Here is a 19764-nt window from a genome sequence, read left to right as displayed (position 1 = left end):
CCCCGCCCTATTGCGTCACGCCCTGGCGCCAAAGGGCGAGCAGCGCCTTCTCCAGCTGCAGCATGGCGAAGGGCTTGCCCAGGAAGCCCGGGCCCGGCCGCAGCTCGGGTGGCACCGTCACCGCCGCCTCGCTGTGGCCGGTCACCAGCAGCACCGGCAGGCGCGGATGGATCCGGCGCGCCTCCACCGCCAGCGCGATGCCGTCCATGCCAGGCAGGGTGAGGTCGGTCAGCATCACGGCCGGGGCCGGGTTGTCGCGCAGCCAGGCCAGCGCCTTCTCCGCCCGCTCCGCCTCGGCCGGCTGGAAGCCCAGGATCTCGGTCATCTGCGCCAGGTTCATGCGGATCAGCGGGTCGTCCTCGACGATCAGCGCGACGCTGCCTTCGGGCCAGCGCCCCTCATCCTCCTGCACGCTGCCCAGCTGGCCGCCGGGCGGGAAGGCGGGCGGCGCGGCGGGGGCGGCCCGGACGGCCGGCACCTCCGCCGGGGGGGCGGAGGCGGTGGCCGGGCCCGGCGCGTCCAGCAGGCGGCGCACCTGCCGGGCCAGGTCGTCCCGCCGGTAGGGCTTGCTCAGGAGCTGCACGCCCGTGTCCAGCTTGCCGTGATGGATCATGGCATCGGCGGTGTAGCCCGAGGTGAACAGCACCTTCAGCCCCGGCAGCATGGCCTGCGCCCGCCGCGCCAGCTCACGGGCGCGGAGGGGGCCGGGCATCACAACGTCGGTGAACAGCAGGTCGACCCGCACGCCGCTGGACAGCACCGTCAGCGCCGCCTCGGCATCCTCGGCGCGCAGCACGCGGTAGCCCATCTCGCGCAGCATATCGACCACGGCGTTGCGCACCTCGGCATCGTCCTCCACCACCAGGATGGTCTCGCTGCCGCCGACGACCGGACCGGCCGGCGGGCCACCGATCGTCTCCTCCGCCTGCAGGGAGCGCGGCAGATAAAGCTTCACCGTCGTCCCCTGCCCCGGCTCGCTGTAGATCCTCACATGTCCCCCTGACTGCTTCACGAAGCCATAGACCTGCGACAGGCCGAGCCCGGTTCCGTGCCCTTCCGGCTTGGTGGTGAAGAATGGCTCGAACACCCGCGCCATCACCTCCGGCGGCATGCCGACGCCCGTGTCGCTCACCGCCAGCACCACATACTGGCCAGGCTCCACCTCCAGATGGCCGCCAGGGCCGGTCTCGTCCAGAAAGGCGTTGGTCACTTCGATCGTGAGCCGCCCGCCCTCCGGCATGGCGTCGCGCGCGTTGATGGCAAGGTTGAGCAGCGCGTTCTCCACCTGGCTGGGGTCGATCCGGGTGTTCCAGAGGCCCTCCTCCACCACCGCCTCCACCGCCACCCGCTCGCCCAGGGTGCGGCGCAGCAGGTCGATCATCTCCTGCACCAGCCGGCCTGCGTTCACCACCTTCGGGTCGAGCGGCTGCCGCCGGGCGAAGGCCAGGAGCTGCGCCGTGAGCCGCGCGCCGCGCTCGGCGCCGGACAGGGCGTTGCGCAGGTGGCGGCGCGGCTTCTCCGCTTCCCCGATCTCGCGCCCGAGCAGGTCCAGATTGGCCGTGATCACCTGCAACAGGTTGTTGAAGTCATGCGCGACGCCACCGGTGAGCTGGCCGATCGCCTCCATCTTCTGGCTTTGCCGCAGGATGGCCTCGGCCTGCGCGCGCCGCGTCACGTCGATGCAGGAGACGACGAAGCCGCCATCCGGCATCGGGTTGCGGTAGATCTCCAGCTCCGCGCCGGCATGGAGCAGCGTCATGTGCTGGCTGCCGCCGCCCGGACCAGGGGCCGCGCCGGGCGCCGCCAGCACCGGCTGCTCGCGCCGGCGGTCGATCGCCAGGAAGGCGCTGAGCGGCGTGCCCGGCCGCGCCAGGGCGTGCGGAAAGCCCAGCAGGTCGAACAGGCGGCGGTTGCAGGCGGCCAGGATGCCCCTGGCGTCGAAGGCCACCACGCCGTCATGGATGTTGTCGAGGGTGGCCTGCAGCACGGCGCTCTTCTGGGCGACCGCCGCCTCGGCGCGGCGCAGCCGGCCATTGCCGTAGATCAGCACCACCGCCCCGCCCAGGATCACCGTCAGCGCCACGGCGAAGCCGATCAGGGCGAGGAGGACGTTGCTGTCCTCCTCCCGGTTGGCCTCGGCGATGTGCTCGCTCAGGGTCTGGCTCTGGTCCGCCAGCAGCGTGTTGACCAGGGCATGGATGGACCGCGTCGCCTCACGCCCCGTCTCGGTATGCAGCATCGCCCGCCCCGCGGCCGCGCCATGCTCGCGCGCCGCCGCCACGCTGCGGGCCAGCTCCCGCAGCTTGACCCCGATCAGCTCCTCCAGGGCGCGCACCTGCGCGCGCTGCGCGGGGTTGTCCGCCACCAGGGCGGCGAGCTGCGCGAGGCTTTGCGGGATCCGGGCCAGCGCCACCTCATAGGGCGCGAGGTAGCTCCCCCGCTCCGTCAGCACGAAGCCATGCTGGCCGGTTTCCGCTTCCTGCATGTCGGAAAGCAGGACGCGCGCCGCCTCGGCGATGCGGAAGCTCTGCCACACGGCCTGGCGGTTCTCGCGGAGCCGGGCGTTCACATGGACGGTCAGCAGCACGCCCATGGACACCGTCAGCAGCGTCACCGCCAGGAACAGCACGGGTAGACGGCGCCGCAGGCGCATTCCGAGGCCCCCCTGGGATATCGCGACGAACCGCGCCTCTTAGCGTGGCAAGCTGTGGCGCGTCCATGCCGGGGCGCGGCGGGCTTCACGCGCGGCGCCATTTTCGCCACCCTGCGCGGCCCCTGCATGGGCATGGGCAGGAGCATGGAGAGACGCATGAGCGCCACCGAGGACAAGATCGCCGCCTGGCTCGCCGCGCGGCAGCCGGAGATGCTGGCCGAGCTGGAGGCGATGGTGAACACCGATGGCGGCAGCTACGACAAGGCGGGCGTCGATGCCGTGGGCGCGCGAATCGCCGATTTCTGCGCCCGCCACGGCATCCCTGTGGAGCGCGTGCCGGGCGCGCTGCATGGCGACTGCCTGCGTGCCCTGGTGGATGGCGGCGAGACGGCGGGCGGCGGCGGCAACGCGCGGCGCAACATCGTGCTGATGGGCCACCGCGACACCGTCTTCCCCAAGGGCGAGCCGCAGCGCCGCCCCTTCCGGGTGGAGAACGGCATCGCCACCGGCCCGGGCGTGGCCGACATGAAGGCGGGGCTGGTGCAGAACATGTTCGTGCTCGCCGCATTCCAGGCCTGCGGCGGAGCGCCGGGCCCGCTGGTCGGGCTGTTCACGGGGGATGAGGAGATCGGCTCGCCGGAAGGCCGGCCGGTGATCGAGCGCGAGGCGCGCGCCGCCCGCGTGGTGTTCAACAGCGAGCCGGGCCGGCCCTCGGGCAATGTGGTGACGGGGCGCAAGGGCGGCGTGTTCATGGTGCTCGACATCGAGGGCAAGGCCGCGCATTCCGGCGCCAACTTCGAGGCCGGCATCAGCGCCATCGAGGAACTGGCCCGCAAGGTGCAGGCGCTGCACGCGCTGACCGACCTGCCGCGCGGCATCACGCTGAATGTGGGCCTCGTTTCCGGCGGGCAGAGCGTCAACACGGTGGCGCCCTGGGCGCAGGGCCAGATCGACCTGCGCTACGTCCATCCCGAGGACCGCGACGAGGTGATGGGCCGCATCCACGCCATCGTGGAAAAGAGCTTCCTGCCGGGGACGAAGGCGCGGCTGACGATCAAGGGCGAGTTCCTGCCGCTGGCGAAGAACCCCGGCACGGAGGCGGTGCTCGCGGCCTACCAGGCGGCGGCGGCGGAAAGCGGCTTCGCCACGGAGGGCGAGTTCGCCGGCGGTTGCGCCGATAGCGGCTTCACCGCCGCCATGGGCGCGCCGACGCTCTGCGCCGTGGGCCCGGTGGGCGGCAAGGCGCACAGCCCGGAGGAATACCTGGAGGTGGCCTCGCTGGTGCCGCGCGCCCAGGCGCTGGCGCGGGCCATCCTGAAGCTGGAAGCCGCCGGCCTCTGAGGGAGGGGCAGGCCGGCGGGAGGGTTCCGCCGGCCTTCCGGTTCAGCCCAGCCCGGCCTGCTGGCCGCAGCCCTCGCCCTGCCGCCGGTAGACCTGGAGCCCATCGACGATGGCGATCTGCCGGTAGCGCGCCCAGACGGCCGCGAAGCCCGGATTGGCCTGGGACAGGATGGCCGGGTAGTTGATCGCCTCGCCGCGGCGGTCCACCACCACGAGGTCGGGGCAACCTTCCATGAAGTCCTGCACCACCCAGTGGCGGATCGGCCATTCGGCCGGCGCCTGGCCGTCCTGGCGGGCGCGCCACAGCTCGCCGCGCAGCGCCCACATGGAGTCGAAGCGCGAGGCCCAGGTGACGTTGGTGTCGTTCAGCACGGGGAAGCCGAGGCCGATCCACTCGGAGAAGGCCACGTAGCTCCGCACCTTCTCCCGCTTGATCAGCTTCTCCAGCCGCACCTCGGTGGAAAGGTCGGGCTCCACGGCCAGCACCACGCGCTCATACAGGCGGTGGGAGGTCTTCTGCACGTAGAGGGCCAGCGGCACCATCGCCAGCGCCATCAGCGCGCCGCGCCAGCGGATCGGCGGCAGCTGCTGGCGGGCGGCCTCGGCGCACCAGAAGAGCAGGGCCAGCACCACGGTCATCATCGCCGGGATGCGGTGGTAGAACCAGTTCTTGCCGTCCAGGAACATGGCGATGGTGGCGGCGGCGGCGAAGGCCGTCAGCACCAGCATGACGCCGGCGGCGGGCGTGCCGCGCGGCGTGCGCAGCGTCAGCAGCGCCGCCACGGACAGCCCCAGCAGCAGCAGCCAGGATTCCCGCACGAGCTGCCACAGCCCGGTGTCGGTGCCGCCATACAGGGTGACGGCGAGCGGAATGGCGCGCTCGATGAAGGCGGGCACCAGCAGCACGATGCTGGCGACGTAGAGCGCCGCCGCCAGGAAGGCGATCACCGGCGCCAGGCGGATGCGGAAGCCGCGGTGCAGCCAGCCGGCCAGCTCGATGGCGGCGAGGCCGAGCAGGTAGCGCGGCTTCAGCGCGCAGCCCAGGCCCGCCAGCACGGCGCTGCCGACCAGCGCGCGCGGCGAGACGGGCAGCCCCTCCAGCCCGCGGATCAGCAGCGCCAGATGCGGCAGCACGGCGATGACCAGCAGGTGCTCGCGCTGGGCGAACTCCACCCCCGGCATCGCCAGCAGGACGCAGGAGATGGCGGCGAAGGTGACGGACGGGCGCTCGAACACCGGCGAGGTGCCGCGCAGCCAGCGGGCGCTGGCCCAGGCGGAGGCCAGCGCGGTGGCCGCCACCATGGGCAGCGCCACCTGCTTGGCGGTCAGCCCCAGCGTGTCGGCGATCATCACCGGCACGGCGCTGAGCCAGATGATCAGCGGCGGGTTGACCTCGACGAGATCGACATAGAGCTCCTGCCCGAGCAGCCATTGCCGGGCGACCCAGAGCAGCCAGGCGACGTCGTCCTTCATCGGCGCGCGCAGCAGGGTGAACAGCACCACCGCCAGCGTGACGCCGACGACGCCCAGGCTCAGCACCGTCCAGCGCGTCTCCTGACGCATCAGGCGGCGGACGGGAGCGAAGTTCTGCGGCGCTCCCGGAAGGCTTTGACTCACGCGAATCCCCCTCGACCCAGCCCCTGCGGCCCATTTCTCAGGATGCGCTCGCATTCGGGTGAGATTGCGGCAAGCCGCGCCTCAAAGCGACAGCCTGACAAAAAATTCATGTTTGTTTTCAGGGGACAACCTCAGGCTGCACGCGGCGCGGCCTCTACCCCCAGGAGGCTGCGCGCCACCGCCTCGGCGGTCTTGATGCCGTCCACCCCGGCCGAGAGAATGCCGCCCGCATAGCCCGCCCCCTCCCCGGCCGGGAACAGGCCGCGCGTGTTCAGGCTGTGGCCGTCCGCGCCGCGCTTGACACGCACGGGCGAGGAGGTGCGCGTCTCCACCCCCGTCATCACCGCGTCCGGCCGCGCATAGCCGCGGATCTGCCGGTCGAAGGCGGGCAGCGCCTCGCGGATGGCGGCGGTCACGTAGTCCGGCATGAAGGCGGCGAGATCTGTCGGCGTCACGCCGGGCTTGTAGGAGGGGATCACCTCGCCAAGCCCGGTGGAGGGGCGGCCGGCCAGGAAGTCGCCCACCGTCTGGGCGGGGGCGCGGTAGTCGCCGCCGCCGGCGTGGAAGGCGGCCTCCTCCAGCCGGCGCTGCAGGTCGATGCCGGCCAGCGGCCCGCCCGGATAGTCGTCCGGCGTGATGCCGACCACGATGGCGGCGTTGGCGTTGCGCTCGGCGCGCGAATACTGGCTCATGCCGTTGGTGACGACGCGCCCCGGCTCGGAGGTGGCGGCCACCACCGTGCCGCCCGGGCACATGCAGAAGCTGTAGACCGAGCGGCCATTGCCGCAATGGTGCACCAGCTTGTAGTCGGCCGCGCCCAGCGTCCTGTTGCCGGCGAAGTCGCCGAAGCGGCAGCGGTCGATCATTCCCTGCGGGTGCTCGATGCGGAAGCCGATGGAGAAGGGCTTGGCCTCGATGTAGACACCGCGCCGCGCCAGCAGGTCGAAGGTGTCGCGCGCGCTGTGGCCCACCGCCAGCACCACGTGGTCCGCCTCGATGACGCCGCCATCGGCCAGCATCACGCCGCGCATGGCGCGCGTGCCGTCCGGCGCGGTGTCGATCAGCAGGTCGGTCACGCGGCTCCCGAAGCGGTACTCGCCGCCCAGCGACTCGATCGTCTCGCGCATGCTCTCGACCATCGTCACCAGGCGGAAGGTGCCGATATGCGGCTTGGAGACGGTGAGGATCTCCTCCGGCGCGCCGGCGCGGACGAACTCCTCCAGCACCTTGCGGCCATGGTGCTGCGGGTCCTTGATCTGGCTGTAGAGCTTGCCGTCGGAGAAGGTGCCGGCGCCGCCCTCGCCGAACTGCACGTTGGATTCGGGGTGCAGCACGCCGCGCCGCCACAGGCCCCAGGTGTCCTTGGTCCGCTCCCGCACCACCTTGCCGCGCTCCAGGATGATGGGGCGGAAGCCCATCTGCGCCAGCAGGAGGCCCGCCAGCAGCCCGCAGGGCCCGGCGCCGATCACCACCGGCCGGCGCGCGAAGCCGGAAGGCGCGTGGCCGACGAAGCGGTAGCGCATGTCGGGGGACGGGTTCACATGCGGGTCGGCGGCGAAGCGGCGCAGCAGGGCCGCCTCGTCGCGCAGCGTGAGATCCACCGTGTAGATGAGGTGGATGGCGCTCTTGCGGCGCGCATCGTAGCCGCGGCGGAACACATGCAGGTCCAGCAGGTCGGAACCGGGAATGCCGAGGCGCGCCAGCACGGCCTCGCGCAGCGCCTCCGGCGCATGGTCCAGGGGCAGCTTCAGTTCGGTCAGTCGCAGCATCGGGGGGTTGTTATCCACCAGGGTGAGCGAAGGCGCGCTGTATAGCGCCCCCGCCCGGAGCGGGGGAATGACTTCCCCCGCACCCCTCCCCCGCCCGCCATGCCGGGCTCGCTTCCGCCCCGCGCTCCCCGCGCCCGCCTCAGCCGGCGGCGACGCGCAGCGCGGCGCAGACCGTCTCCACCTGCGCGTCGGTCAGCTCCGGGTAGATGGGCAGGCTGAGCACCTCGCGGCTGGCCATCTCCGTTTCGGCGCAGCCGGCGGGGCCGGTGGGGGTGCGGCCGCGATAGGCCTCCTGCTGGTGCACCGGCACCGGGTAGTGGATGCCGGTGGCCACGCCCTGCGCCCGCAGCCGCGCCGCCAGCTCGTCGCGCTCCGGGCTGCGCACCACATACTGGTGGAACACATGGATGTCGCCGGCCCGGCGGTGCGGCGCGGCCAGGGCGGTGCCGGCCAGCGCCGCGTCATAGGCGGCGGCGATGGACTGGCGGCGGGCATTGGCGGCGGCCAGCAGCGGCAGGCGCACCCGCAGCACGGCCGCCTGGATCTCGTCCAGCCGGCTGTTCACGCCGATGCTGTCCGACAGGTAGCGGTGCTTCCAGCCATATTGCCGGATGGCGGAGATGCGCTCGGCCAGGGCCTCGTCATCCGTGGCCAGGATGCCGGCATCGCCCAGCGCCGCCAGGTTCTTGGTGGGGTAGAGGCTGTAGGCCGCGGCATCGCCGAAGGTGCCGAGCATGCGGCCCGCCTGCATCGCGCCATGCGCCTGGGCGCAGTCCTCGATCACATGCACCCCCGCCGCGCGGCAGGCGGCCATGATGCGCGCCATGTCGCAGCCCTGGCCGTAGAGATGGACGGGGATGACGGCGCGGATCGGCGGCAGGCCCGGCGGCGGGTCCTCCAGCACGGCGGCCAGCTCGTCGGGGTCCATGGTGAAGGTGTCGGGGTCGATGTCGAGCAGCAGCGGCGTGGCGCCCACCATCTCGATCGCCGCCACGGTGGCGACGGCGGTGTGCGAGACAGTCGCCACGCTCATGCCGGGGCCGATGCCGAGGCCGCGCAGGATCAGCATCAGCGCGTCCGTGCCGTTGGCGCATCCCACCGCGCGGGAAAGCCCCGCCCATTCGGCGAATTCCCGCTCGAAGGCGGCGCATTCGGCGCCCAGGATGTACCAGCCGGAGCTGAGGGCGCGCGAGAGCGCCGCGTCGATCGCCGGCTGATGGGCGCGGTAGGCGGCGCCCGGGTCGGCCTGCGGAACGGTGATCACGGGCATGTCCATCTGCCCTTCTCCTTGGAGCGTATCGCCAGTCAGAGATAATCGTTGAGACGCGGGCGGAACCAGTCGAGGCTGCGGCGCAGCCCCTCCGGCAGGGTCACGGCCGGGGCCCATCCGGTCGCGCTGCGGAAGCTCGTGTCGTCGGCGTGGAAGCTGCCGATGTCGATGGGCGCGCGGTCGGCGGGGAATTCCCGCGTGACGTAGCGCCCCTGGCCGCCATTGGCGGCGATGGCGGCCTCGGCCAGCCCGGCCAGCGAGACCGGGCTGGCGCCGCCCAGGTTGAAGGCGCGGCCGGCGCAGGCGGGGTTCTCCGCCGCCAGCAGGAAGGCCGCCACCACGTCGTCCAGATAGGCGAGGTCGCGGAGCTGCGCGCCGCCCCACACCTCGAAGGGCTCGCCCTCCAGCAGGCGGCGGAACCAGATGCCCAGGAAGGTCTGCCGCGCATCCTTCACCCGCAGCCGGGGCCCGTAGCAGTTGGTCAGCCGCAGCGAGACCACGGGGCGGCCATGCACCCGGCCTTCCATCAGCCAGTACTGCTCGCCGGCCAGCTTGGAGACGCCATTGGCGTCGGGCGGGTTGAGCGGATGCCGCTCATCCACCGGCAGGTATTGCGGGCGGCCGTAGAACTGGCGGGTGGAGGCGTGCACCACCACCGCGCCCGGCGCCCCGGCGCGCAAGGCGCCGATAAGGCGGAGCTGCGCCGTGGCGTTGATGGCGAGGTCGGTGAAGGGGTCGGCCATGCTGCCGGCATGGCTGGTCTGGGCGGCCATGTTGAACAGCACGTCCAGCCCCTCGACATGCGGCGCGAGGTCGGCCTCCCGCAGGTCCGCCTCCACCAGGGGGATGCCGCTGCCGGCCAGGTTGGCGCGGCTGGCGCCGCCATCGGGCAGCATGGCGTCGAGCGCCGTGACGCTGGCGCCGAGGCCGGCCAGCGCATGGCACAGCCCGCTGCCGAGAAAGCCCGCGCCACCCGTCACCAGCACCCGCTTGCCACGCCAGAAGGCGGCCCCTCCGGCGGGAGCCGGGGCGGAAGGGGCGGAGGCGGGAATCGCCGGGACAGGCATCACGCGGTTCTCTGTCTGGAAGATGCAAGCCTGGCCAAGGATTGCGGCGGAAGCGGGGCCGCGGAATGGCGGCACGGCGCCCATCGCTCCCCCGGGCCCGCCATGTTCCTTACGGCCGCGTTCAGGTTCACATTTCCGCGATTCGCACGCAAGCGGCCGGTGCGGTCAGGCTTCAGGTTTTCGCCGGTTGCGGCGCCAGCGCCACGCCGGTGATCTCCACCTTCCAGCGCGAATCGACCAGCGCCCCCTGAATGGTCATGCGCGCCGGCTTGTGCGCCGGGTCCAGCCATCGGTCCCAGGCGCGGTTCATGGCCGGGGCGTCGGCGATGTCGGCCAGCACGATGTTCACCTGCAGCAGGGCGCGCTTGTCCGTGCCGGCCTCGGCCAGCAGCGCGTCGATCTGGGCCAGGATGTCGGCGGTCTGGCCCTCGGCGTCGAGCGAGACGTCGTCGGCCACCTGTCCGGCCAGGAAGACGAGGCCATTGGCAACGGTGGCGCCGCAAAGGCGTTCCTCCTCGGCCAGGCGGCGGATGGGCGCGTTCGTCCCGGTCATGGGCAATCCTTTCGAATCGGATGGGAAAAAGCGTGGCATGGGCGTGCGGATGGGGCGAGAGGCGGCCGGCGGCGGCCAGGGTCGATCCCCCAGCCAATCCGCGAGCCCGCCGGCAGGCCGCTTTGAGCTCCGCCGTCCCGGCCTCAGCCGCGACGTCATCGCACGGGCCTTCCAGGGCACCATGCGGCGGCGCCCCACCGCGCCCCGGCCGCCGCCCTGCAACCTCGGCGGCCTGCTCGACTGCATCGAGGAGGCCTGCGCCCATGCCGAGACGGTGTCCGGCCAGGCGATCCTGAACGAGATCGGGCAGCGCTCCTTCGGCGCGCTGCTGCTGCTGCCGGCGATCATCGTGGTCTCGCCGCTGTCCGGCATCATCGGCCTGCCCACGGTGATGGCGGTGATCATCGTCGCCATCTGCGGGCAGATGCTGCTGGGCCGGCGGGAATTCTGGGTGCCGCGGGCGGTGACGGGGCGCAGCGTGCCCTGCCGCCGGGTGCACCAGGCGCTCCGCTTCCTCCGCCCGCCCGCCCGGCTGGTCGACCGCGTGCTGAAGCCGCGCCTGATCCTGCTGACGCAGGGCATCGGCACGCGGCTCATCGCGCTGGCCTGCCTGCTGCTGGCGCTGCTGATGCCGCCCATGGAGATGGTGCCCTTCACCACCAGCATCGTGGCCGGCGTGATCAGCGTCTTCGCCCTGGCGCTGGCCTCCAATGACGGGCTGATGGCCCTGCTGGGCTATGGGCTGAGCCTCGCCCTGGCGGGCAGCCTCGCGGGCCTCTTCCTGTTCTGAGGCGCCCGCTCAGCCGGTCAGGTGCGGGCGGCGCAGCAGGCGGGGCAGGATGCCGTCCACCGGCCCGGCCAGGGCGGAGACCACCCAGGCGCCGCCCGCCACCAGCACGATGGCCGGCCCCGTCGGCAGGTCGAGGTGGTAGGAAAGCAGCAGCCCACTGAGACTGGAGGCGAGCGCGATGCCCACCGCCGCATAGGCCATGCCGCCCACGCTGCGGCCCCAGTGGCGGGCCGCCACGGCGGGCAGCATCATCAGCCCCACCGCCATCAGCGTGCCCAGCGCCTGGAAGGCGGCCAGCACGTTCAGCACCACCAGCACCAGGAACAGCAGGTGCCACAGCCCGCCCCGCGCCCGCGCCGCGGCGGCGAAGCCCGGGTCGAAGCATTCCAGCACCAGCGGCCGCCAGGCGAAGGAAAGCGCCAGCAGCGTCAGGCTGGCGATGCCGGCCATCATGTAGAGCGCCGGGTCGTCCACCCCCAGCACGCTGCCGAACAGCAGGTGGGACAGCTCCACCGAGCCGGCGCGGGTGGAGATCAGCGTGACGCCGAGCGCCAGGGCCAGCAGGTAGAGCGCGGCCAGCGCCGCATCCTCCCGCCCGCCGGTGGCGCGGGAGATGGCCCCCGCCCCCACCGCCACCACCAGCCCAGCCAGCAGCCCGCCGACCGACATGGCGGTGACGGAAAGCCCCGCCACCAGGAAGCCGGCGGCGATGCCGGGGAGGATGCCATGCGCCAGCACGTCGGCCGTGAGGCTCATCCGCCGCAGCACCAGGAAGACGCCGAGCGGCGGCGCGGCCAGCGACAGAGCCAGGCAGCCCACCAGCGCCCGGCGCAGGAAGCCGAACTCGGCGAAAGGAGCCCAGAAAAGGTCGTACAGGGAGAGTTCAGGCATCAGGCCGCGCTGCGCGTGCCCGGGCCGGCCGCGCAAGGCTCCGCCTCCGCGTCCCATTCCTCGGCCATCATGCGGGCCTTGAGGCGGTTGGCGGCGGTCAGCACCTCGGCGGTCGGCCCCCAGGCGACGGGCTCGCGCGCCAGCAGCAGGGTGCGGGGGAATTGCTGGCGCACCAGATCCAGGTCGTGCAGCACGGCCAGGATGGTGCGGCCCTCGCCATGCCAGCGGTGCACCAGCGCCAGCAGGTCGGCCGCCGTGCGCGAATCGACGGCGTTGAACGGCTCGTCCAGCAGGATCACCGGCGCGTCCTGCACCAGCAGCCGCGCGAACAGCACGCGCTGGAACTGGCCGGTGGAAAGGCTGCCCACCGGGCGCCCCTCGAAGCCTTCCAGCCCGACGGCGCCCAGCGCCTCCCGCGCCGCCCGCTTCTCGGCCGGGCGCAGCGCGCGGAAGGCCCCGGCGCGCGCCCAGTGGCCGAACATCACCACGTCGAGGCAGGAGATCGGGAAGGCGCGGTCCAGCGCCGCCGCCTGCGGCAGCAGCGCGATGGCGTGGCGCGGCGCGCGCAGCCCGCCCTCCCGCGCCGGGTGCAGCCCGGCGATGGCGCGCAGCAGGGTGGACTTGCCGGCGCCGTTGGGCCCGACGATGGCCGTCAGGCTGCCCGGCGCGAAATGGCCCGAGATGTGGTGCACCGCCGGCCGCCGCCCATGCGTCAGCGTCAGGTCGGTGAGGGTGATGCCGTCCGCCTGGCTCATGCCGCCCCGTTCCTGCCGCCCGTTCACGCCGAAAGGGCCCAGAACACGCCGCCCCACAGCAGCGCCAGCAGCAGCGCCGCCAGGGCGAGGCGTGCCAGGGCTCCTGAGGACAGGGCCAGAGGGTCGGTCGGGGTGATCGCCATATGTTATGAAATAACATTTTCTCTCCGGCAGGCAAGCACCTCCGCCCGGCTGTGCCGCCGGCCCGCGCGGATTGTGCGCCGCCCCGCCTCCCGCCCGGCGGCGCGGCGCACTACCTTCGGGAGCGATGCCCGTCACGCCCCTCCCGCCAAAGCCTCCTCCAGAGCCCCTTCCCCGGTTTCCCCCTCCCTGGAACGCGCCCCGTTGAACGGCTTCCCGCCGGCTGCCGCGCCGCCCGACCCCGATGCCGAGCTGCGCCGCAACCTCATCCGCCACAGGCGCTTCGCCACGGGGCTGCTGCTGCTGATGGCGGCGCTGATGCTGGGCGCCTACCAGCTGCCGCCGGGCTACTGGGCCGAGCTGCTGCAGGCCTCGGCCAAGGCGGGGCTGGTGGGTGGGCTGGCCGACTGGTTCGCCGTCACCGCCCTGTTCCGGCGGCCGCTCGGCCTGCCCATCCCGCACACCGCCATCATCCCCAACCAGAAGGCGCGGCTGGGGCGCGGCCTCGGGCGCTTCGTGGCCAACCACGTCTTCACCGAGGCCGAGCTGCAGCGGGTGATGGCGCGGGTGGACGTGGCGGGGCTGCTGCGCCGCGTGCTGGCCGACCCGGCCACGGCCCGCCCCGCCGCCGAGGCGCTGGCCGCCAGCCTGCCCACCCTGCTGAACACGCTGGAGGATGGCCGCGCCCGCCGGCTGATCCAGCGGCTCCTGCCGCGCATGGTCTCCGGCCCCGGCGCCGCGCGGCTGCTGGCGCGCATGCTGCGGGCGCTGATGGCGGGCGGCCAGCACCAGGCGGTGTTCGGCCTGGCGCTGGCGCAGCTCAAGGCGCTGCTGGCGGCCAAGGAGGACGACCTGCGCGCCGCCATCCAGGCCCGCGTCCGGGCCGAGGGCGGCGCGCTGGTGGGGTGGCTTGCGGGCGCCGCCGTGGCGCGCCGCATCCTCGGCACCATCAACCAGGAGCTGGACCGCACCCAGCCGGGCGACAGCACGCTGCGCATCGCCTTCGAGGCCTGGCTGAACACCGAGATCGAGCGGCTGGAGACCGACCCGGAGCGGGCCGCCGCCATCGGCCGCGCGCTGCGCGACGCGGTCTCCCACCCCACCGTGGCGGCCTGGCTGATGGATGTCTGGGGCCGCCTGAAGCGCAGCCTGGCCGCCGACGCCGCTTCCCCCGACGGCCGCGCGGCGGCGATGATGGAGGGGTTGTTCGCCAATGTCGGCACCCTCCTGGAAGAGGACCCGGCGGCGCGGGAGCGGGTGAACCGCATGGCGCAGCAGGCGGTGCGCGGCACGCTCGGCGCGGCGCAGGGCCAGCTCGCCGACTTCATCGCCGGCGTGGTGGCGCGCTGGGACACGGCGACGGTGGTGGAGAAGATCGAGCTGCGGGTCGGCCGCGACCTCCAGTTCGTGCGGGTGAACGGGACGCTGGTGGGGTTCCTGGCGGGGGGCGCGCTGTTCATGCTGCTGACCGCGCTGTTCGGCCATGTGGCGCACTGAGCGGCGGCCTTCACCGCCGCGCCCGCCGCGACCCTGCCCCGCGCCGCGCCGGCCCGCCGCCAAGGTTGCTTCCGTCTGCGCGGAAGGCTAAACGCGCGCCGCCCGGGCTGTGGCGGCGATGCGCCATGCCCAATCGTTCCTTCAGCCCGATGAAGCAGGTGCCAAGCCCATGAAGCAGCAGGCCAACCAGATGCGCCCCGGTCAGGTCATCGAGTACGAGGGCCGTCGCTGGACCGTGCTGAAGATCCAGATCATCACCCCGGGCAAGGGCGGCGCCTTCATCCAGGTCGAGATGCGCGACATCAAGACCGGCACCAAGAAGGACGACCGCTGGCGCACCGCCGACACCGTCGAGCGCCTGATGACCGAGGACAAGGAGTTCACCTACTCCTACGCCGACGGCGAGAACCTGGTGCTGATGGACCCCGAGACCTTCGAGCAGACCATCGTGCCCGCCGCCATCCTGGGCGACCGCCTGCCCTTCCTGGCGGAGAACATGACCGTCTCCGTCAAGCTGATCGAGGGCGACCCGGTGGCCATGGAGCTGCCGCAGACCGTGACGCTGGAGGTGGCCGAGGCCGACCCGGTGGTGAAGGGGCAGACCGCCTCCTCCTCCTACAAGCCGGCCCTGCTGTCCAACGGCGTCAAGACCATGGTGCCGCCCTTCGTCACCGCCGGCGAGAAGATCGTGGTGAAGACCGAGGACGCCTCCTACGTCGAGCGCGCCAAGGGCTGAACGCCCGCCGCCCGCCGCCGGCCCCGCGCTGCCCGGGGCCGCCGGCGGGGCCAGGGCCGCGTGCCCTGGCCGATGAGACGCGAAGGGGACCTCCTCCCCTTCGTGGAGCAGCGCCTCCCGTTTTCCGGAGTTCCCCCGCCGTGGCCGCATCCGCCCGCCTTTCCCCCGCCCTCAACGTCGTCGTGGCCGCCGCCCAGAAGGCGGGCCGCCGCCTGCTGCGCGATTTCGGCGAGGTGGAGCAGCTGCAGGTCAGCATGAAGGGTCCGGGCGACTTCGTGTCCCAGGCCGACCTCCGCGCCGAGGAGACGCTGCGCGCCGAGCTCGGCCGCGCCCGCCCCAACTTCGCCTTCCTGGGCGAGGAGCAGGGCGAGAGCGGCTCGGAGGACTGGGAATGGCGCTGGGTGATCGACCCGCTGGACGGCACCACCAACTTCCTGCACGGCATCCCGCACTGGGCCATCTCCATCGGCATCGAGAAGCGGCTGACGGAAACCACCAGCGAGGTCGTCGCCGGCGTGGTCTACAACCCGGCGGCCGACGAGCTGTTCTGGGCCGAGAAGGGCAATGGCGCCTTCCTCAACGACCGCCGCCTGCGCGTCTCCGGCCGGCGCGACATGCTCTCGGCCGTCTTCGCCACCGGCATCCCCTTCGCCAAGGTGCAGCGCAAGGCCGAGTTCTCCGCCACGCTGGCCAGGCTGATGCCGCAGGTGGCGGGCGTCCGCCGCATGGGTTCCGCGGCACTCGACCTCTGCTGGACCGCCGCCGGCCGCTACGAGGGCTACTGGGAGCTGGGCATGGCGAAGTGGGACATCGCCGCCGGGCTGATCATCCTGAAGGAGGCGGGCGGCTACGCGACCGACCCCGAGGGCGGCGACTGCTACGCCAACGGCCATGTGGTGGCCGGCAACCCCCACCTGCAGCCGAAGCTGCGCGAGGTGGTGCAGGAGGGCATCGCCGCCGTCAGCCGCGCCCGCGGCGAGGGCTGACGCGCCGCCCCGGCGGCGGGGCCGGCGTGGGGCAGAGCGAATGTGTGGGGGGGGGGCCGGCCCGGCCATCACGCCGAGGGCGCGTTTCCCCTGCGGCCCGTTGTCGGCTAGGCTGCGCGGCACAATGCCTGCGCGCTCCCGCTTCCTCCGCCCCCTCCTCCTGCTGGCCGCGCCGCTGTGGCTGGCGCAGCAAGCCGTCCAGGCGCAGCAGGCTGGCCCGGGGCAGCCGGAGGGGCCGCCCCTGCCCGCCGCCCCGCCCGAGAGCGCGCCCCTGCCGCCCGATCTCAGCCGCCCGCCCCGCCCGGCCGAATCCCTGCCGCAGCCGGCCATCGCCCTGCCGCGCGGCATGGAGGCCCTGCCCGGCGGCGGCTGGCGGCTGCATGGCGAGGCGGCGCGCGGCCGGCCGGACGCGGCCGGCCGTGCCGCCCTCGCCGAGATCGGCCGCTGGCTCGCCAGCCGCACGGAAGGCCGCGTGACGCTCCTGGCCCAGGTGGCGGGCCCGGCCGAGGACGCCTCGGTGGCGCGGCGCGATTCGCTGGCCAACGGCCTGGCGCTGCGCCAGCTCCTGGAGGCCGCGGGGCTGGACGGCACCCGCATCGATGTCCGCCCCCTCGGCCGCACCGAGGAAGCGCGCGACGGCATCGTCCTGCTGCCGCCCGGCGCCGCTTCCCGAGGCGCCGCCCCCGCCAGCGACCGGTCCGCCAACGGCGATCCCGGCACCAACCGCCAGACCCAGAGCCAGGCCCGCCCATGACCCGCCCGACCCACTACCTGCTGCGGATGCTCCTCTTCCTGGCGGCCGTGCTGGCGCTGGCGGCGCTGCTCTCGGAGGAGCTGCTGCGCGCCTTCGCCGCCAACCCGCTGCTGAACGGCGTCATCCTCGCCGTGCTGGCCATCGGCATCGCCTGGAACATCCGGCAGGTGCTGGCGCTGAAGCCCGAGGTGGAATGGCTGGAAGGCTTCCGCGCGCCCCGCGCCGCGGGCGCCGCCCCGCGCCCCGCGCCCCGCCTGCTCGCGCCGATGGCCTCGATGTTCGCCGCGAGGCGCGGCGAGCGCATCTCGCTGTCCGCCTCCTCCATGCGCGCCATGCTGGACGGCCTCGCTTCCCGCCTCGACGAGAGCCGCGAGCTGTCCCGCTACATGACGGGGCTGTCGATCTTCCTGGGCCTGCTCGGCACCTTCTGGGGCCTGATCCTGACGATCGGCGCCGTGGCCGATGTCATCAACTCCATGTCCGTGGGCTCGGGCGACCTGAACCAGCTCTTCAACCAGCTCAAATCCGGCCTGGCGCAGCCGCTCACCGGCATGGGGGTGGCGTTCTCCTCCTCCATGCTGGGCCTCGCCGGCGCGCTGGTGCTGGGCTTTCTCGACCTGACCGCGGGGCAGGCGCAGAGCCGCTTCTATTCCGAGCTGGAGGAATGGCTGGCGGGCGTCACCCGCCTTTCCTCCGGCGTGCTGGGCGGCGATGGCGAGGCGGGCGGCTCGGTGCCGGCCTATGTCCAGGCGCTGCTGGAGCAGACGGCCGAGAACCTGGAGAACCTGCAGCGCATCATGGCGCGCGGCGAGGAAGGCCGGAACGCCTCCTCCCAGGCGCTGCACACCCTGACCGAGCGCCTCGCGGTGATGACCGAGCAGATGCGCGCCAACCAGGTGCTGATGCAGCGCATGGCCGAGGCGCAGTCCGGCCTCGCCCCCACCCTGGCGCGGCTGGCCGAGGCGCAGGCGCACGCACAGACGCATGGCGCGCTGGACGATGCCTCGCGCGCCCATCTGCGCAACCTGGAGGTCTACATGGCCCGCCTCGTGGAGGACCTGGCCCAGGGGCGTGCCCAGTCCACCGCCGAGATCCGCGGCGAGATCAAGATCCTGGCGCGCACCATCGCGGCACTCGCCGAGGAAGGGCCGCGATGACACCTCCCCTCCCGCGCGGCGGGCGTTGAGGCCGTGGCGCTCGGACGGCGCGGCCCGCGCGAGGGCATGAATGCCTGGCCCGGCTATGTGGACGCGCTGTCCACCCTGCTGATGGTCATCATCTTCGTGCTGCTGGTCTTCGTGCTGGCGCAGGGCTTCCTGTCGGTCGCGCTGTCATCGCGCGACCAGGCGCTGGACCGGCTGAACCGGCAGGTGGCCGAACTGGCCGAGATGCTGGCGCTGGAGCGGGGCCAGGGCGAGGAGCTGCGCGCCAATCTCGGCCGCATGACCGAGGAGCTGCGCCTCGCCGCCGCCGCGCGCGACACCGCGCTTTCCCAGGTCTCGGGCCTGCGCGAGGAGCGCGACCGCAGCGCCGCGGACCGGGAGGCGCTGCGCTCCGAGCGGGACCGCCTCGCCGCCCGGCTGGCCGATCTGGAGCTTTCCGCCGGCGGCGCCGCGAGCCGCATCGCCAGCCTGGAGGAGCGCCTGGCCGAGGCGCTTTCCCGCGCCGAGGCGATGGGGGGCAACACCGCGCAGGTGCTGCGCGACCTGACCGAGGCGCGCCGCGCGCTGGCCGCCGAGCGCGGCGCGCTGGAGGCGGCCCGCGCGCAGCTGGCCGAGACCCAGGCGCGCGCCGGCGGTGCCGAGCAGGCGCGCGACCGCACCGCCGCCGAACTGGCCGAGACCCGCCGCCAGCTGGCCGAGGCGCAGCAGGCCATGGCGGCGCTGCGCCAGGAGATGGAGGCGCTGAACCGCACCGTGGCGGCGGACCGCGCCACCATCGAGGCGCGGCTGGCCGACATCGCCCGGCTCAGCCAGCAGGTCCGGCAGCTCGCCGCGCTGCGCGACGAGATGGAGCGCCGCGCCGCCGAGGCGCTGGCGCGCGCCGGCGCCGAGGAGGCCGCCCGCGCCGCCGCCGAGCAGGCCGCCCGAGACGAGGCCGGGCAGCGCCAGCGGGCCGAGGCCGCCATCCGCGCCGCCGAGGCGGCCCGCCAGCAGGCGGAGGCCCTCGCCGCCCGGTCCGACCAGGCCCGGCAGCAGGCCGAGGCCAGCGCCGCCCAGGCCACCCAGGCCCGCCAGCAGGCCGAGGCCGCGGGCGGCGAGCATGCCCGGCTGGCGGAGAGCGCCCGCGCCCAGGTGGCGCTGCTCACCCAGCAGCTCGCCACGTTGCGCGCCGAGCTTTCCCGCATCGCCGCGCTGCTGGATGCCGAGGAGCAGTCCGGGCGCGACAAGGACGCGCAGATCAGCCAGCTCGGCCAGCGGCTGAACGCCGCCCTCGCCGCCCGGGTGGAGGAGCTGCAGCGCTACCGCAGCGACTTCTTCGGCCGGCTGCGCGAGGTGCTGGGGGACCGGCCGGAGATCCGCACCGTGGGCGACCGCTTCGTGTTCCAGAGCGAGGTGCTGTTCCCGGTGGGCAGCGCCGAGCTTTCGGCCGCCGGGCAGCAGCAGCTGCGCTCACTGGCGCAGGTGCTGCTCGATGTCAGCCGCCGCTTCCCCCCCGATCTCGCCTGGGTGCTGCGCGTCGATGGCCATGCGGACCGCAACCCGATCCGTGGCGGGCGCTTCGCCAGCAACTGGGAGCTGTCGGCGGCCCGCGCCATCGCCGTGGCGCAGCTGCTGATCAATGAGGGGCTGCCGGCCAACCGCGTGGCGGCCGCGGCCTTCGGCGAGAACCAGCCGATCGACGAGGGCGAGACGCCCGAGGCCCTGGCGCGCAACCGGCGCATCGAGCTGCGCCTGACGGACCGGTGACGGGTGGCGTGACGCCCGTCATCTCGGCCCTGGCC

The 19764-nt window shown here is 73.3% G+C and carries 16 protein-coding genes; 8 read left to right on the top strand and 8 right to left on the bottom strand.

Features of this window, described 5'->3' with window-relative positions:
• Window positions 1-7 precede the first annotated feature (7 nt).
• On the bottom strand, window positions 8-2653 hold the full coding sequence (locus tag CR162_RS23030) for a response regulator (RefSeq protein ID WP_099094189.1): 2646 nt from the start codon (window positions 2651-2653) through the stop codon (window positions 8-10).
• Window positions 2654-2809: 156 nt separating this feature from the next.
• Here CR162_RS23030 and CR162_RS03800 point away from each other — a divergent pair, with 156 nt between their 5' ends.
• Window positions 2810-3994, top strand: coding sequence for a M20 family metallopeptidase (locus tag CR162_RS03800; protein WP_099094188.1), 1185 nt, complete (start codon window positions 2810-2812; stop codon window positions 3992-3994).
• 42 nt (window positions 3995-4036) lie between these two features.
• Here CR162_RS03800 and CR162_RS03795 read toward each other — a convergent pair whose 3' ends face one another.
• The 5 genes from CR162_RS03795 to CR162_RS03775 all read right to left on the bottom strand — a co-directional run bounded on the left by CR162_RS03795 (window position 4037) and on the right by CR162_RS03775 (window position 10270).
• Complete coding sequence (locus tag CR162_RS03795; RefSeq protein WP_099094187.1) at window positions 4037-5611, bottom strand: hypothetical protein; 1575 nt, start codon at window positions 5609-5611, stop codon at window positions 4037-4039.
• Window positions 5612-5742: 131 nt separating this feature from the next.
• Window positions 5743-7380, bottom strand: a complete 1638-nt coding sequence (locus CR162_RS03790) for an NAD(P)/FAD-dependent oxidoreductase (RefSeq protein WP_099094186.1) — start codon at window positions 7378-7380, stop codon at window positions 5743-5745.
• Window positions 7381-7519: 139 nt separating this feature from the next.
• Window positions 7520-8656, bottom strand: coding sequence for a DegT/DnrJ/EryC1/StrS family aminotransferase (locus CR162_RS03785; protein ID WP_099094185.1), 1137 nt, complete (start codon window positions 8654-8656; stop codon window positions 7520-7522).
• A gap of 29 nt (window positions 8657-8685) precedes the next feature.
• Complete coding sequence (locus tag CR162_RS03780; protein WP_099094307.1) at window positions 8686-9717, bottom strand: NAD-dependent epimerase/dehydratase family protein; 1032 nt, start codon at window positions 9715-9717, stop codon at window positions 8686-8688.
• Window positions 9718-9889: 172 nt separating this feature from the next.
• Entirely contained in the window at window positions 9890-10270 is a 381-nt protein-coding gene (locus tag CR162_RS03775; RefSeq protein ID WP_099094184.1) for a RidA family protein, read from the bottom strand.
• A 181-nt stretch (window positions 10271-10451) separates the two neighbouring features.
• On the opposite strand from CR162_RS03775, the gene CR162_RS03770 reads away from it, so the two are divergent.
• A complete protein-coding gene (locus CR162_RS03770) occupies window positions 10452-11060 on the top strand; it encodes an exopolysaccharide biosynthesis protein (RefSeq protein ID WP_176559701.1) in 609 nt (202 codons plus the stop codon).
• 9 nt (window positions 11061-11069) lie between these two features.
• Here CR162_RS03770 and CR162_RS03765 read toward each other — a convergent pair whose 3' ends face one another.
• Both CR162_RS03765 and CR162_RS03760 read right to left on the bottom strand, forming a co-directional pair.
• Complete coding sequence (locus CR162_RS03765) at window positions 11070-11951, bottom strand: metal ABC transporter permease (protein WP_099094306.1); 882 nt, start codon at window positions 11949-11951, stop codon at window positions 11070-11072.
• A complete protein-coding gene (locus tag CR162_RS03760) occupies window positions 11951-12706 on the bottom strand; it encodes a metal ABC transporter ATP-binding protein (RefSeq protein WP_099094182.1) in 756 nt (251 codons plus the stop codon). Before CR162_RS03760 ends, CR162_RS03765 begins: the two co-directional genes overlap by 1 nt.
• A 345-nt stretch (window positions 12707-13051) precedes the next feature.
• Between CR162_RS03760 and CR162_RS03755 the strand changes: the two genes are divergently transcribed.
• The 6 genes from CR162_RS03755 to CR162_RS03730 all read left to right on the top strand — a co-directional run bounded on the left by CR162_RS03755 (window position 13052) and on the right by CR162_RS03730 (window position 19729).
• The gene (locus tag CR162_RS03755) at window positions 13052-14344 is read left to right on the top strand and encodes a DUF445 domain-containing protein (protein ID WP_245870106.1); all 1293 of its coding nucleotides are present in this window, start codon (window positions 13052-13054) and stop codon (window positions 14342-14344) included.
• Between the two features lie 169 nt (window positions 14345-14513).
• Window positions 14514-15080, top strand: coding sequence for an elongation factor P (gene efp / locus CR162_RS03750; RefSeq protein WP_099094181.1), 567 nt, complete (start codon window positions 14514-14516; stop codon window positions 15078-15080).
• A 140-nt stretch (window positions 15081-15220) separates the two neighbouring features.
• Complete coding sequence (locus CR162_RS03745) at window positions 15221-16066, top strand: inositol monophosphatase family protein (protein WP_099094180.1); 846 nt, start codon at window positions 15221-15223, stop codon at window positions 16064-16066.
• 124 nt (window positions 16067-16190) lie between these two features.
• Window positions 16191-16820, top strand: a complete 630-nt coding sequence (locus tag CR162_RS03740; RefSeq protein ID WP_099094179.1) for a hypothetical protein — start codon at window positions 16191-16193, stop codon at window positions 16818-16820.
• The gene (locus CR162_RS03735; RefSeq protein WP_099094178.1) at window positions 16817-17977 is read left to right on the top strand and encodes a coiled-coil domain-containing protein; all 1161 of its coding nucleotides are present in this window, start codon (window positions 16817-16819) and stop codon (window positions 17975-17977) included. The genes CR162_RS03740 and CR162_RS03735 overlap by 4 nt, the downstream gene beginning before the upstream one ends.
• A gap of 33 nt (window positions 17978-18010) precedes the next feature.
• Window positions 18011-19729: a peptidoglycan -binding protein gene (locus CR162_RS03730; RefSeq protein ID WP_245870105.1), complete on the top strand. Its 1719-nt coding sequence runs from the start codon at window positions 18011-18013 to the stop codon at window positions 19727-19729.
• Window positions 19730-19764 lie beyond the last annotated feature (35 nt).

This window comes from Teichococcus rhizosphaerae (genome assembly GCF_002631185.1).
GTDB classification, from domain to species: domain Bacteria; phylum Pseudomonadota; class Alphaproteobacteria; order Acetobacterales; family Acetobacteraceae; genus Pseudoroseomonas; species Pseudoroseomonas rhizosphaerae.
Note: the sequence above shows the minus strand (reverse complement) of the source record. Positions and strands in the feature narration are given on the sequence as shown.

Bases quoted from the DNA above. Each gene is read 5' to 3' on its own strand.
- CR162_RS23030 (WP_099094189.1), bottom strand. From the start codon at position 2,653: ATGCGCCTGCGGCGCCGTCTACCCGTGCTGTTCCTGGCGGTGACGCTG.
- CR162_RS03800 (WP_099094188.1), top strand. From the start codon at position 2,810: ATGAGCGCCACCGAGGACAAGATCGCCGCCTGGCTCGCCGCGCGGCAG.
- CR162_RS03790 (WP_099094186.1), bottom strand. From the start codon at position 7,380: ATGCTGCGACTGACCGAACTGAAGCTGCCCCTGGACCATGCGCCGGAG.
- CR162_RS03785 (WP_099094185.1), bottom strand. From the start codon at position 8,656: ATGGACATGCCCGTGATCACCGTTCCGCAGGCCGACCCGGGCGCCGCC.
- CR162_RS03780 (WP_099094307.1), bottom strand. From the start codon at position 9,717: ATGCCTGTCCCGGCGATTCCCGCCTCCGCCCCTTCCGCCCCGGCTCCC.
- CR162_RS03775 (WP_099094184.1), bottom strand. From the start codon at position 10,270: ATGACCGGGACGAACGCGCCCATCCGCCGCCTGGCCGAGGAGGAACGC.
- CR162_RS03770 (WP_176559701.1), top strand. From the start codon at position 10,452: ATGCGGCGGCGCCCCACCGCGCCCCGGCCGCCGCCCTGCAACCTCGGC.
- CR162_RS03765 (WP_099094306.1), bottom strand. From the start codon at position 11,951: ATGCCTGAACTCTCCCTGTACGACCTTTTCTGGGCTCCTTTCGCCGAG.
- CR162_RS03760 (WP_099094182.1), bottom strand. From the start codon at position 12,706: ATGAGCCAGGCGGACGGCATCACCCTCACCGACCTGACGCTGACGCAT.
- efp (WP_099094181.1), top strand. From the start codon at position 14,514: ATGAAGCAGCAGGCCAACCAGATGCGCCCCGGTCAGGTCATCGAGTAC.
- CR162_RS03740 (WP_099094179.1), top strand. From the start codon at position 16,191: ATGCCTGCGCGCTCCCGCTTCCTCCGCCCCCTCCTCCTGCTGGCCGCG.
- CR162_RS03735 (WP_099094178.1), top strand. From the start codon at position 16,817: ATGACCCGCCCGACCCACTACCTGCTGCGGATGCTCCTCTTCCTGGCG.